The 13690-nt window shown below is 63.7% G+C and carries 12 protein-coding genes and 1 tRNA gene; 7 read left to right on the forward strand and 6 right to left on the reverse strand.

The genetic code is table 11. The features are described 5' to 3' along the window. Nucleotides 1–75: 75 nt before the first annotated feature. The 6 genes from secD to J0M27_RS01310 form a co-directional block, all read right to left on the reverse strand. Complete coding sequence (gene secD, locus J0M27_RS01285; RefSeq protein WP_294986672.1) at nt 76–1944, reverse strand: protein translocase subunit SecD; 1869 nt, start codon at nt 1942–1944, stop codon at nt 76–78. Between the two features lie 77 nt (nt 1945–2021). Further along, a complete protein-coding gene (gene yajC / locus J0M27_RS01290; RefSeq protein WP_294986674.1) occupies nt 2022–2363 on the reverse strand; it encodes a preprotein translocase subunit YajC in 342 nt (113 codons plus the stop codon). A 36-nt stretch (nt 2364–2399) separates the two neighbouring features. Then, nucleotides 2400–3512 (reverse strand): tRNA guanosine(34) transglycosylase Tgt, encoded by a 1113-nt coding sequence (gene tgt, locus J0M27_RS01295; RefSeq protein WP_294986676.1) that lies wholly within the window; start codon nt 3510–3512, stop codon nt 2400–2402. Next, nucleotides 3509–4537, reverse strand: a complete 1029-nt coding sequence (gene queA / locus J0M27_RS01300) for a tRNA preQ1(34) S-adenosylmethionine ribosyltransferase-isomerase QueA (RefSeq protein WP_294986677.1) — start codon at nt 4535–4537, stop codon at nt 3509–3511. Before queA ends, tgt begins: the two co-directional genes overlap by 4 nt. Nucleotides 4538–4661: 124 nt before the next feature. Further along, nucleotides 4662–5336, reverse strand: a complete 675-nt coding sequence (locus J0M27_RS01305) for a Crp/Fnr family transcriptional regulator (RefSeq protein WP_294986679.1) — start codon at nt 5334–5336, stop codon at nt 4662–4664. A 150-nt stretch (nt 5337–5486) separates the two neighbouring features. Then, a tRNA-Leu gene (locus J0M27_RS01310) sits at nt 5487–5571 on the reverse strand. A gap of 220 nt (nt 5572–5791) precedes the next feature. Between J0M27_RS01310 and J0M27_RS01315 the strand changes: the two genes are divergently transcribed. From J0M27_RS01315 to J0M27_RS01345, 7 genes are all read left to right on the forward strand, one after another. Further along, nucleotides 5792–7687: a potassium transporter Kup gene (locus tag J0M27_RS01315; RefSeq protein ID WP_294986680.1), complete on the forward strand. Its 1896-nt coding sequence runs from the start codon at nt 5792–5794 to the stop codon at nt 7685–7687. Between the two features lie 245 nt (nt 7688–7932). Further along, on the forward strand, nt 7933–8409 hold the full coding sequence (soxY, locus tag J0M27_RS01320; protein ID WP_365961930.1) for a thiosulfate oxidation carrier protein SoxY: 477 nt from the start codon (nt 7933–7935) through the stop codon (nt 8407–8409). A gap of 28 nt (nt 8410–8437) precedes the next feature. Then, a complete protein-coding gene (soxZ, locus tag J0M27_RS01325; RefSeq protein WP_294986682.1) occupies nt 8438–8749 on the forward strand; it encodes a thiosulfate oxidation carrier complex protein SoxZ in 312 nt (103 codons plus the stop codon). A 66-nt stretch (nt 8750–8815) separates the two neighbouring features. Continuing rightward, the gene (gene soxA / locus J0M27_RS01330) at nt 8816–9631 is read left to right on the forward strand and encodes a sulfur oxidation c-type cytochrome SoxA (RefSeq protein WP_294986684.1); all 816 of its coding nucleotides are present in this window, start codon (nt 8816–8818) and stop codon (nt 9629–9631) included. 10 nt (nt 9632–9641) lie between these two features. After that, nucleotides 9642–10268, forward strand: a complete 627-nt coding sequence (gene soxX / locus J0M27_RS01335) for a sulfur oxidation c-type cytochrome SoxX (RefSeq protein ID WP_294986686.1) — start codon at nt 9642–9644, stop codon at nt 10266–10268. A 121-nt stretch (nt 10269–10389) separates the two neighbouring features. Then, nucleotides 10390–12108, forward strand: a complete 1719-nt coding sequence (gene soxB / locus J0M27_RS01340) for a thiosulfohydrolase SoxB (protein ID WP_294986688.1) — start codon at nt 10390–10392, stop codon at nt 12106–12108. A gap of 46 nt (nt 12109–12154) precedes the next feature. After that, nucleotides 12155–13690, forward strand: coding sequence for an HlyD family efflux transporter periplasmic adaptor subunit (locus tag J0M27_RS01345; protein WP_294986690.1), 1536 nt, complete (start codon nt 12155–12157; stop codon nt 13688–13690).

Genomic DNA, 13690 nt, shown 5'->3' on the forward strand with positions numbered 1-13690 from the left:
TCCCGATGGGCCGCCCCGAGGGAGGCAGAGCCCCCAGTGGGAGCAGCGAAAAAAATGAGCGTGGGGGCCATATTCTCAGACTCCCGGTTTCCAGACCTGGCCGATGCTCACGGCGACCAGCTTGCGGCGGTGGCCGTAGATCAGGTTGATCAGCGCGCGCGATACCACCACCGAACTGAAGATCGAGGTCAGGATGCCCAGGCAATGCACCACGGCAAATCCGCGCACCGGACCGGAACCGAAGATCAGCAGGGCAACGCCGGCAATCAGCGTGGTGATGTTCGAATCGAGGATGGTTGCCCAGGCGCGCTCGTAACCGGCGGTGATCGACGCCTGCGGCGAATTGCCGCTGCGCAATTCCTCGCGTACCCGCTCGTTGATAAGCACGTTGGCGTCGATCGCCATGCCCAGCGTCAGGGCGATGGCGGCGATGCCAGGCAGCGTCAGGGTCGCCTGCAGCAGGGACAGCAGCGCCACCAGGAACAGCAGGTTGGCCGACAGCGCCAGCACCGAAACGATCCCGAATAGAAGGTAATACGAGGCCATGAACACGGAGATGGCGATGAAGCCCCACATCGTCGAGCTGAAGCCCTTGGCGATGTTGTCGGCACCCAGGCTGGGCCCGACCGTGCGCTCCTCGATAATTTCCATCGGTGCCGCGAGTGATCCGGCGCGTAGCAGCAGGGCCACGTCATTGGCTTCGACGGTGCTCATGCGACCCGAGATCTGCACCCGGCCGCCGCCGATCTCGGTGCGGATCACCGGAGCGGTGACCACTTCGCCCTTGCCCTTTTCGATCAGCAGGATGGCCATGCGCTTGCCGACGTTCTCGCGCGTCACGTCCTTGAAAATGCGTGCGCCGGAGGAGTCGAGCGACAGATGCACGGCGGGCTCCTGCGTCTGGCTGTCGAAACCGGCCTGGGCGTCGGTCAGGCGTTCGCCGGTCAGCACCACCTGCTTCTTCACCAGCAGGCCGCGCCCGCCACGCTCGATGTAGTACTCGGTCCCCGGAGGCGGCTGGCCTCGTGCCGCCTGTTCCATGATGTCCATGTTGGCGCTGGCTTCGTCATCGACCATGCGCACTTCCAGCGTCGCCGTGCGGCCCAGAATGTCCTTGGCTTTGGCGGTGTCCTGCACGCCGGGCAATTGCACCACGATCCGGTCGATGCCCTGCTGCTGGATCACCGGTTCGGCAACGCCGAGTTCGTTGATGCGGTTGTGCAGGGTGGTGATGTTCTGCTTCACCGCGAATTCCTGGATGCGCTTCTCGGCCGGCGGCTTGAGGGTCGCCACCAAGCGCAAATCTGCACCCTCCTGGGCGTCGACCAGTTGCAGGTCGGGCTGATTGTCGGTCAGCACGGCACGTGCCTTGTCGCGCGTTTCCGCGTCGCGGAAACGGATCGCCACCGCCTGTCCCTCGCGCACGATGCCGCCGTGGCGAATGTTCTTGTCGCGCATCAGGCCGCGCAAGTCGGCGCCGATCGAATCAAGCCGCTTGGTCAGGGCGCCCTTCATATCCACTTGCAGCAGGAAATGCACGCCGCCGCGCAGGTCGAGGCCGAGGTACATAGGCAGCGCGTGAATCCCGCTCAGCCAGTTGGGCGAGTCCGACACCAGATTGAGTGCGACGCTGTAGCTGGCGTCAGTCGCCACCGGATTCAGCGCCTTCTCGATGGCATCCTTGGCCTTTAGCTGGGTATCCGTATCGGCCAAACGCACGCGAATGCTAGTGAGGTCGAGAACCACCCCCTGCGGGGACACGGCAGCGGCCTTGAGCGCCACCTCTACCTGCGACATAAGCCGGGCATCGACCTTGTGCGTCGCCTTGACGCTGGCCACCTGCACCGCAGGCGCCTCACCGAAGAAGTTGGGCAGGGTGTACAACAGTCCGAGTACCAGGGCGATCAGGACCGTGGCATTCTTCCAAAGAGGATAGCGGTTCATTTTTTCGGTAGGAAGAAAGGAAGGGATGCTGAAGGAGCGCGGCGCGACCTGGAGGCCGCGTCATCGCTCCGCGCCCGTTACAGGTTCTTGAGCGTACCCTTGGGCAGCAGCGCGCCCACGGCGTTTTTCTGCACGGTGATCACCACCGGACCATCCTTGCCTTCAGCAACTTCCAGGCTCAGGTAGTTTTCGCCGACCTTGGAAATGCGGCCCGTGATGCCGCCCTGGGTAACGACCTCGTCGCCCTTGGCCAGTTCGCTGACCATCTTCTGCTGCTCCTTGGCCTTCTTCATCTGCGGCCGGATCATGACGAACCAGAGCACGACGAACATCAGCAGAATGGGCAGCATGCCCATCAAACCGCCGGTCGGGTCTTGAGCGGCGCCGGCCGCCTGCGCGTAAGCATTTGAAATCAGCACTGTGTATCTCCAGGATTGTCGGACAGAACCGGCGAATTATACCTGCTCGCCCGCCCGCCCCCGAGTGAAGCGCAGGCGGAAACCGGCGAAGTCGCCCTGTTCGATGGCCGCCCGCATTTCCGCCATCAGCGTCTGGTAGTAGTACAAATTGTGGATGGTGTTCAGACGCGCGCCCAGTATCTCGCCGATGCGATGCAGGTGGTGCAGGTAGGCGCGCGTGAAATTGCGGCAGGTATAGCAGCCGCAGGTCTCGTCCAGCGGCCGGGTATCGTTCTTGTGGCTGGCGTTCTTGATCTTGACGTCGCCATGGCGGGTAAACAGCCAGCCATTGCGCGCGTTGCGCGTCGGCATCACGCAATCGAACATGTCGATGCCGTGTCCCACGGCATACACCAGGTCTTCCGGCGTGCCCACCCCCATCAGGTAGCGCGGTTTGCCGGAGGGCAGACGCGGCGCGGCATGGGCCAGGATGCGCGCCATTTCCTCCTTCGGTTCGCCGACCGAAAGGCCGCCGATGGCGAAACCGTCGAAGCCGATATCGACCAGCGCCGCCAGCGATTCGTCGCGCAGATCCTCATGCATGCCGCCCTGCACGATGCCGAACAGCGCATTGGGGTTTTGCAGGCGATCGTGCTCGTCCCGAGAGCGCTGCGCCCAGCGCAGGGAAAGGCGCATCGAGGCGGCCGCTGTCGCCAGGTCCGCGGGATACGGCGTGCATTCGTCGAAGATCATCACCACGTCGGAATTCAGCACGTGCTGGATACGCATGGACTCCTCCGGCGTCAGGAACAGCCGGTCGCCGTTGATCGGCGACGCGAACTTCACGCCTTCCTCGCTGATCTTGCGCAGTTCGCCCAGGGAAAACACCTGGAAGCCGCCCGAATCGGTCAGGATCGGCCCGTTCCAGCCCATGAATCGGTGCAGGCCGCCGTGCGCGGCGACCACATCCAGCCCCGGCCGCAACCAGAGGTGGAAGGTATTACCGAGCACGATGGAAGCCCCGATGCCGATCAGTTCCTCGGGCGACATGGCCTTTACCGTGCCATAGGTTCCCACCGGCATGAACGTTGGCGTCTGTGCCGCGCCGTGCGCCAGCGTCAGCGTTCCGCGCCGCGCGGTGCCATCAGTGGCGAGCAGATCGAACTTCACGATCCGATCCAGCGATGCAGCAACATGGCATCCCCATAGCTGAAAAAGCGATAGCGGGCGGCGATCGCGTGGCGGTAGGCCACGCGTACCTGCTCGAGGCCGCCGAAGGCCGACACCAGCATCAACAGCGTGGACTTCGGCAGATGAAAATTGGTGACCAGCAGGTCGGTCACGCGGAATTCGAAGCCGGGCGTGACGAACAACGCCGTCTCGCCGGCGCCGACTTTAAGGTTGCCTTCCAGCGCCGCCGATTCCAGAACGCGTACCGACGTCGTGCCAACCGCCACGATGCGGCCGCCGTTGCGTCGCGTTGCGGCGATCGCGTCGGCCGTCGCCTGCGGCAGCAAATAGCGTTCGGAATGCATTCGATGCGCCGACAGGTCCCTGGTCCGCACCGGCTGAAAAGTGCCGGCACCGACGTGCAATGTGACCCAGGCGGTGCCGACGCCCATACCGCGCAGCCTTGCCAGCAGTTCGTCGTCGAAATGCAGTCCTGCGGTCGGCGCCGCGACGGAGCCACTTTCGCGCGCATACACCGTCTGGTAGCGCGTTTCGTCGGGCGCCGCGGCGGCGCGTTCGATGTAGGGCGGCAGCGGCAGGCGCCCGTAGCGCTCGATCAGTTGCGCGGCGTCGCCGGAAAAACGCAGGCGGTAGAACTCGCCCTCGCGTCCCAGTACCTCGACCTCGATCGCCTCCTCCAGCCAAAGGCGGCCACCGGGGCGCGGCGACTTGCTGGCGCGCACCTGCGCCAGCGCGACGTTGCCATCGAGCAGGCGTTCCACCAGTACCTCGACCTGCCCCCCACTTTCCTTGCGGCCGAGCAGGCGCGCGTGCAGCACCCGCGTATCGTTCATAACCAGCAGGTCGCCGGGACGCAGCCATTGCGGCAGGTCGGCAAACTCGCGATCGACGCAGTCGTCACCGGCGACGACCAGCAAGCGGCTTGCCGACCGCTGCGGCAGGGGCGCCTGGGCCACCAGTTCCGGCGGCAGCAGGTAGTCGAAATCGGCCAGGGTCAGGGGCATCGTCGGGGTACAATGGGAAACAGCCGCGGACATGACGGACCCGTCGCCAACCGCCGCCGCAACGAATGGCCAGGGCGGGCACGCAACGCGAGCATCGGGGAAATCGATTCGGTACCGCCGCCTTTCAGCTCAGGGCATCGAGATCGCCGTGTCGGCGGAATGCCGCAAGATCGACCAGGATCAACTGGCCCTCGTGTTCCTGGATCAAGCCCTGTGCCGTCAGGTCGCGCATCACGCGGCTCACCATCTCACGGGACGCACCGATCATCTTGGCGATGTCCTGCTTGGTGATCTTGTGTGTCACGACCTTGCGTCCGCCGATCGTCTCTGCCGATTCGAGCAGCAGGCGCGCCACGCGTCCATAAACGTCGAGCAGGGCAAGGCTTTCGATGTTGCGATCGGCCAGGCGCAGGCGTTTGGTCAGGCTGCGCATGATGAACAGCGAAACGTCGGGGTTCTCGACCAAGCAGTGCTTGAAATCCTCCTTGCCCATGACCACCACGTCGCTCGACTCGACCGCCAGCACGGTAGCCGATCGGGGATGGTCGTCGAGCACGCCCATCTCGCCGAATAGTTCGCCGGGGCCGAGCATCGAGAGGATAACCTCGCGCCCCTCTTCGTCGCTTACCTGGACCTTCAGCGCGCCGGAAAGCACGAAGTAGATATTGTCCGTTCGGTCTCCGGCTTTCAACACAACGGTATGACGTGGAATGTGGCGCAGCGTGGCAACACGGGTAAGCGGCCAAAGGCATTCGTCGTCGAGCATCTCGAAAATCGGCAACGCCCTAAGGACCGTCAAGGAAACGCCCGGATTTGGCGACATCAATCGATAACCTCCGCAAAGACCGCAGACTGCGTGGAAGGCAAAGTGTAATCCGGATTGGCGCCGATTTTCCACCGTGCCGGCGGCTTCGGCTGCCCTGACGGGCTGGATTTACTCGCAGGCTGCTGGTGCCGGGGGGGGAAGTCGAATCCCCATGCCTTGCGGCGGCGGTGTTTGAGACCGCTACGTCTACCGATTCCGTCACCCCGGCCCGGGATGTCGCCGCCTGATACCCCGGGCGGCGGGAGGCGCGCATTATCCGACAATCCCGCCGGTCCCACAATGTCCCCCTGCCGTGCCGCCAGCGACCGCAGGAAGTCCCTTTGGGGCGCCGACTCTTGCCGCGGCGCGGCCGCGCCATTCGCCATCACACTCAGAAGCGCAGCGCCTGCGACATCGCGCAGCTAAAACGATGCGCCTATAATCCCCCAATGGTGCAAAGCAGCAATTCAGTCGGCAGGGCATCCCCGCGCCTCGTCGCCACCTCCGTGGCGGCGATGGGTGTGGTCTACGGCGACATCGGCACCAGCCCGTTGTACACGATGAAGGAAGTCTTCAACGGCCCCCACGCGGTCGCCGTGAATCCCGACAACCTGCTGGGCATACTCTCGCTGATTTTCTGGGCGCTGACCATCACGGTATCGCTCAAGTACGTGATGTTCATCACCCGCGCCGACAACCGCGGCGAAGGCGGCATCATGGCACTGACCTCGCTCGCCCTCCGCACGCAGGGCGCCGGACCACGCATGCTGTGGCTGATGTCGGGCCTGGGCATCTTCGGCGCCGGCCTGTTCTATGGCGATGCCGTGATCACGCCGGCGATGTCGGTGCTGTCGGCGGTCGAGGGGCTGGAAGTCGCCACCCCGATGTTCAAGCCCTACGTGGTGCCGATCACGGTGCTGGTGCTGTGCGGCCTGTTCCTGTTCCAGCCGCGCGGGACCGCCAGCGTAGCCGCGTTGTTCGGACCCGTGATGCTGTTCTGGTTCGGTACCCTGGGTGCGCTCGGCGTGTGGAACATCCTCAAGCATCCCGATGTGCTGGCGGCAATCAATCCCTGGTACGCGGCACACTTCTTCCTCGAGAACCGCACCCACGCCTGGCTGGCCCTGGGCGCGGTCGTGCTGGCGATCACCGGCGGCGAAGCCTTGTATGCCGACATGGGGCATTTCGGCCGGCGCTCCATCAAATGGGCCTGGCTCGGCTACGTCTTTCCCTGCCTGTACCTGAACTACCTCGGACAGGGGGCGCTGATCCTCGACAACCCGGCCGCGATCAAGAACCCCTTCTTCATGCTGGTTCCCGACGGACTGCTCTACCCGATGGTCGTGCTCGCCACGGCCGCCACGGTAATCGCCTCGCAGGCCGTGATCTCAGGCGCGTTCTCGTTGACCAGCCAGGCGATGCAACTGGGCTATTGCCCACGCATCCAGGTGAAGTTCACCTCCGAACGCGAAAAAGGCCAGATCTACGTCCCCAACATCAATTGGCTGTTGCTGCTGGCCGTGATCATCCTGGTACTCGGCTTCAAGTCGTCCTCGAACCTGGCCTCGGCCTATGGCATTGCCGTGACGCTGACCATGATGATCGACACCCTGCTCGCCTTCATCGTGGTGCGCGCACTGTGGAAATGGAACTGGATACAGGCCGGGCTGTTTCTCGCCCTGTTCATCGCGGTCGATTTCGCGTTCTTCTCCGCCAACCTGGTGAAGGTTCTGGATGGCGGATGGTTCCCCCTGATCCTGGGGCTAGGCATCTTCACCCTATTTGCGACCTGGAAGCGCGGCCGCACCCTGCTCTACGAGAGGCTCCAGGAAGAATCAATGCCGCTCGACGCCTTCCTTTCCAGCCTCAAGTATGGCGGACCGCACCGCGTCGCGGGAACCGGCATCTTCATGACCACGCGCCCCGACGGGGTCCCGCGCGCCATGCTGCACAACATGCTGCACAACAAGGTACTGCACGAACGCGTGGTGCTCCTCAATGTCAGCATGCAGGACATTCCCCATGTCGACGACATGGAACGCATGCTGGTCGAACCGCTCAGCGACGGCTTTTACCGTGTCATGCTGCGCTACGGCTTCAAGGATGATCCGAACATTCCGCTGGCACTCGAACTCTGCGCCATGCATGGCATGGCGCCGATCGAGATGATGGAGACCTCGTTCTTCCTTGGCCGGGAAACCATTGTCCCAAACCGCGTGCCGGCCATGACCCTGTGGCGCCAGGTGCTCTTCATGTGGATGTTCCGCAACGCAGACACGGCGACCGATTTTTTCAAACTGCCGACCAATCGCGTAGTTGAACTCGGGACCCAGGTCGAGCTTTGAACCACTGGTCTGTTGCTGCGCCGCAACCGACAAGAGACGATTTCCCAGGGCGATCTATTCCATTGCTTTGGCTATTGCGCGAATAGCGAATTTTCATTCGCTTCGCTAGCCTCCTGTGTGAGACTTACAAATTTGAGGGATCGACATGCTGCGCCGGGCGGCACTTTATTTTTCGTTGATTCGATGATAGGTTTGGCGCCGGTGCAGCCGACAATTTACCTAATGCTACGGAGGAGATGAAAGCGATGGAAATGAACCCCGCACGGAGAACAGTGCTTCGCGGCGCTGGCAGTCTGGGAGCTTTGTCCGCACTGGTACTGGCCGGCGTACTCAAGCCGACCGCAGTCTACGCCGCCGACTGGAACAAGGCCGCCTTCGAGGCCAAGGACACCCCAGCCGCACTCAAGGGTTTGGGTGCCGGTTCTCCGGCCGATAGCAAGGACCTGGTCCTCAAAGTGCCGGACATCGCCGAAAATGGTGCCGTGGTACCGGTGGATGTGGTCTCCAACATTCCCAACACGACATCGATCGCCATTCTGGTCGACAAGAACCCGACCGCGCTGACCTGTCTGTACGCCTTCACCAACGGTGCGCTCCCCGAGGTTTCCGCGCGCATCAAGATGGGCCAGACCTCGCTGGTCAGGGCGGTGGCCAAGGCCGGCGACAAGTACTTCGTGGCGCAGAAGGAATGCAAAGTCACGGTCGGCGGCTGCGGCGGCTGATCCCATACGGACACACAAAGGAAAAACCATGGCAGATCCGATGAAAATTCGCGCCTCGATGAAGGGCGACGCTGCGGAAGTCCGCATTCTCATGAGCCACGCAATGGAAACCGGCCAACGCAAGGATGCCGCCGGCAACACCGTGCCGGCCCATTTCATCCAGACCATCACCATCGATGTCGGCGGAAAGCGCGTCGTCGATGGCCAGATTGGCACCGCCGTAGCGCGCAATCCAGTGTTCGGCTTCAAGATTAAGGGCGCCAAGGCCGGCGACAAGGTCGTGGTGAATTGGGTCGACAACAAAGGGGACAAGCGCACCGACGAAGCCACCGTCGCCTGACGCTGCGGCAAACAATTCGCCCTAGCCGGCATCAAGACCGGCGGCAAATACCCTGGAGGAGAGAAGATGAAAAAGCGTATCGTGCTTTTGGCGGCCGTCGCCGTCGCGTGGACCGGTTCGGCATCCGCCCAGACCAAGGATGCCAACGCGGAGTTCGAGAAGTTCCGCGCCGAGATGGAGGAAAGCAATCCCGCCGAGTTGTTCGAAGTCAAGGGCGAGGAATTGTGGAAGGCCAAACGCGGGCCGAAGAAGGTTTCCCTGGCGGATAGCTGCGACCTCGGGCAGGGCGTGGGCAAGATCGAAGGCGCCTACGTCAAGGCGCCGCGTTACTTCGCCGACGCCGACGCGGTGATGGACATCGAGCGCCGCATCGTCTGGTGCATGACCGAAAAGCAGGGCTTCAAGTTCGAGGACATCGCCAAGAAGCCTTTTCAGGGCGCGAACGACAATAACGCACCGGACATCACCAATCTCGTGACCTACGTCGCCAGCGGTTCGCGCAACATGGAGTTCGACATGCCCATGCACGACGCCAAGGTGCGTGATGCCTTCGAGACCGGCAAGGCGATGGCGGCCTACCGCGCTGGCCCCTACGACTTCTCCTGCAATACCTGCCACGGCGCGGACGGCAAACGCATCCGCATGCAGAACCTGCCCAACCTGTCCTCGCCCGAAGGTGCCTTGCGCGGCGTGCTGGGCTGGCCCGGCTACCGCATGACCGGCGGTGTGATGCTGACCTCGCAATGGCGCATGAACGATTGCTTCCGCCAGCAGCGCTTCCCAGAACCGAAATATGCCTCGCAGGCGGTCACCAACCTGATCGCCTACATGACCGGCAATGCCAACGGCCAGATGTACAAAGGCCCCGGCATCAAGCGCTAAGGAGACATCGATGAAGACACTAGCCATGATTTCCGGCGTCACCGCCACCGTCGCCCTCCTCGCCGGCTGCGCCGGTGGTCCCAGCCGCAGCGAAGCCGAATACCGCCAACTGGCCATGGAAACCATCAAGCGTGATTTCCAGACCAAGGGCCAGGCGAAATACGAACGACTCACCGCCGACGAATTGCAGCAAGCCTGCAATGCCCACGGCAACAACCCGCCCGAGGGCATTGCCAAGAAGCTTTCGGAGGCCCAGTACGCGACCATCAAGCGGCCCGCCGACGGCAAGTACATGGGCGACTGGAAGCAAGGCGAGAAGATTGCGCAGAGCGGGCGCGGCTTCACCTGGTCGGACAAGGCCACGGATCCGGCCGGCGGTAACTGCTACAACTGCCACCAGATCGGGCCCAACGAAAGCTCGTACGGCACCGTCGGGCCCAGCCTGCTCGGCTACGGCAAGACACGCGGCGACTCGGCCGGGATGCAGGAATACGTGTACTCCAAAATCTACAACGCCAAGGCCTTCAATGTCTGCTCGGAAATGCCGCGCTTCGGCCATGCCGGCGCCTTGAACGAACAGCAGATCAAGCATCTGGTCGCGCTGCTGCTCGACCCGGCGTCGCCGGTCAACAAGTAAGTCCCGCCAAGCAAGGGGCCTGGCCGATCCGCCAGGCCCGTTTTGGCTTCGGCCGCCGCGCTCGATGCCGATAGCGCAGGCGCTTGCCGGAAACGCACCTGCATTCTCCCTGGAGCCTCCCATGTCTTCGATGAACCGCCGCGAATTCCTGCAGATTCTCGCCGCCGCCTCGGCCGCCGGCTTCGCCCTCGACTCGCGCCTGGCCTGGGCTGGCGGCAAGGGCGACGCGTTCTACGACTTGCCGCGCTTCGGCAATGTGCACCTGATGCACTTCACCGACTGCCACGCCCAGTTGCTGCCGCTGTACTTCCGCGAGCCGAGCGTGAACCTCGGCATCGGCGGCGCGGCGGGCCGGGCACCGCATCTGGTTGGCGAGCATCTGCTCAAGGCCTTTGGCATCAAACCGGGCGGCATCGAAGCCCACGCCTTCACCTACCTGAACTTCGAGAAGGCGGCCAAGACCTATGGCAAGGTCGGCGGCTTCGCGCATCTGGCGACCCTGGTCAAGCGACTGCGCGCCGGGCGCCCCAACGCCCTGCTGCTCGACGGCGGCGACACCTGGCAAGGCTCGGCCACGGCCCTGTGGAGCAAGGGCCAGGACATGGTCGATGCCTGCAAGCTGCTGGGCGTGGACATGATGTCGGCACACTGGGAATTCACTCTCGGCGACAAGCGCGTGCTCGAAATCGTCGAGAAAGACCTGAAAGGCCGCACCGAATTCCTCGCCCAGAACGTGAAAACCGCGGACTTCGGCGACAAGGTGTTCGAGCCCTATGCGATGCGCGAAATGAACGGCGTCAAGGTGGCGGTGGTCGGCCAGGCCTTCCCCTATACGCCGATCGCCAACCCGCGCTGGATGATCCCGGAATGGACCTTCGGCATCCAGGACGACAACATGCAGAAGACGGTCGACGAGGCACGCGCCAAGGGCGCCCAGGTCGTTGTCCTGCTCTCGCACAACGGCATGGACGTCGACCTCAAGATGGCATCGCGCGTCACCGGCATCGACGCCATCCTCGGCGGCCACACGCACGACGGCGTGCCGCGGCCGGTCGTCGTGTCCAACGCCAGGGGTAAGACCCTGGTGACCAATGCCGGTTCCAACGGCAAATTCCTCGGCGTGCTCGACTTCGACGTCAAGGGCGGCAGGATCAGCGACTTCCGCTACAAGCTGCTGCCGATTTTCTCCGGGCTGCTGCCGGCGGATGCGGAGATGAATGCACTGATCGACAAGGTCCGCGCGCCGCACAAGGCGAAGCTGGAGGAGAAGCTTGCCGTCTCCGAAGGCCTGCTCTATCGTCGCGGCAACTTCAACGGCTCCTGGGACCAGTTGATCCTCGATGCCATCATGGAAGTCCAGGGCGCCGACATCGGTTTCTCGCCCGGCTTCCGCTGGGGCACCACCATCCTGCCCGGCCAGGCCATCACCTTCGAGCACCTGATGGACCAGACCGCGATCAGCTACCCGCAGGCGACGCTGACCGAGATGAAGGGCGAGCAGATCAAGACCATCCTCGAAGACGTCGGCGACAACCTGTTCAATCCCGATCCGTATTACCAGCAGGGCGGCGACATGGTGCGCGTCGGCGGCCTCGAATACACCTGCGACCCGAACGAAAAGATCGGCAAGCGCATCCAGGACATGCGCCTCGGCGGTAAGCCGTTGGATGCCGACAAGACCTACAAGGTTGCCGGCTGGGCGCCGGTCGCGGAAGGCGCCAGGGGAGAGCCGGTATGGGACGTGGTGGCGCGCTACCTGCGCGACAAGAAGACCATTGCCCCGCGCAAGCTGAACCAGCCGAAACTGGTGGCAATGAAAGGCAACGCGGGCATCGGGTAACACCCGGTTACAAGCCGGGCGGCGCGAATCGTCTAGAATCGCCGGCATGAAAACATCCTCGCGCCTCGGGCTCTACGCGCTGATTCTTGCCGCCGTCGCCGCAGGTGGCTTGTGGGCGTGGCGGTCCGGCAGCAACGGCGCCGATACCGCAAAATACAAGCTGGCCAAGGTTGAAACCGGACCACTTGCAGCGGTGGTCTCCGCCACCGGCACCTTGAACCCCGTCGTCTCGGTCCAGGTCGGGTCGCAGGTTTCCGGGCAAATCAAGGAAATCTTGGTGGACTTCAACTCGCCGGTCAAGTCCGGCCAGCTGATCGCACGCCTCGATCCGGAAACCTATCAGCATCGGGTGCGCCAGGCCGAAGCCGACGTCGATGCCGCGCGTGCCGCGCAGGGCGTGCAACAAGCCGAAGTGGCACGTGCCCGCGCCAACCTGTCGAACGCCCAGCGCGATTACGAACGCAAGAAGACCCTGGTGGAGAAGAACTTCATCTCACCGGCCGAACGCGATACGGCGCAGAACACGCTTGATGCCGCGCGCGCCTCGCTCGCATCGGCCGAGGCGCAGGTAAGGAATGGCGAAGCCATCGTGCGGCAGCGCGAAGCCCAACTGGCGGCGGCGCACGTGGACCTGACGCGCACCTCGATCACGGCCCCGGTCGACGGCGTCGTCGTGAAACGCAGCATCGAGCCCGGTCAGACAGTGGCGGCAAGCCTGCAGGCGCCGGAACTGTTCGTCATCGCCAAGAGCCTGACCGACATGCAGGTGGAAACCTCGATCGACGAAGCCGACGTCGGCCGCGTCCGCCTCGGGCAGAAGGCCACGTTCACCGTGGACGCCTTCGCCGGTCGCCATTTCGAAGGCGAAGTGCGCCAGGTGCGCAAGGCGGCCACCGTGGTCTCCAACGTCGTCACCTATACCGTGGTCATCTCCGCGGCGAATCCCGACCTCACGCTGCTGCCGGGCATGACGGCCAACGTGCGCATCATCACGGCACGGAAGGACAAGGTGCTCAAGGTTCCCAATGCGGCGTTGCGTTACCGCCCCGCAGGCTCCACCGATGAAAAGAAGCCCTCGACAGCGACGCCGGCTGCCGTAGTACCAGCGCCGACTTCCGGCGGCGGCGGGACCGCACAGATCAGGGAGCGCCTGGTCGCGGAACTCAGACTCGATGCCGAGCAGCAGGGCAAGCTCGATGCGATCTTCGCCGGCATGCGCGACAAGTTCATGGCCGCGCGCGACCTGCCCGAGGCAGAGAAATCCAAGGCCCAGGAACGCAACCGCGCCGAGATCCGTGAAAAGGTGGCGGCCATGCTGACCCCGGAACAAAAACTGCGCTATGACGAGCTCGGCACGCAGGCCGCCGCCGCCCGGTCCGGAGCAGGCGGCGGCTCCGGTCGCCTGTGGATCGTGGGCGGGGATGGCAAACCGCAGGCGGTCGAACTGCGCCTCGGCCTCACCGACGGCAGCATGACCGAGATAGTTTCCGGCGACCTCAAGGAAGCGCAGGAAGTCATCACCGGCCAGCAAGCTGCCGCGGCGCCGAAGGCTGCCGGCATGCCTGCTCCGCGACTGTTTTAG

Source organism: Sulfuritalea sp., assembly GCF_017302275.1.
Classification (GTDB): Bacteria; Pseudomonadota; Gammaproteobacteria; order Burkholderiales; family Rhodocyclaceae; genus Sulfuritalea.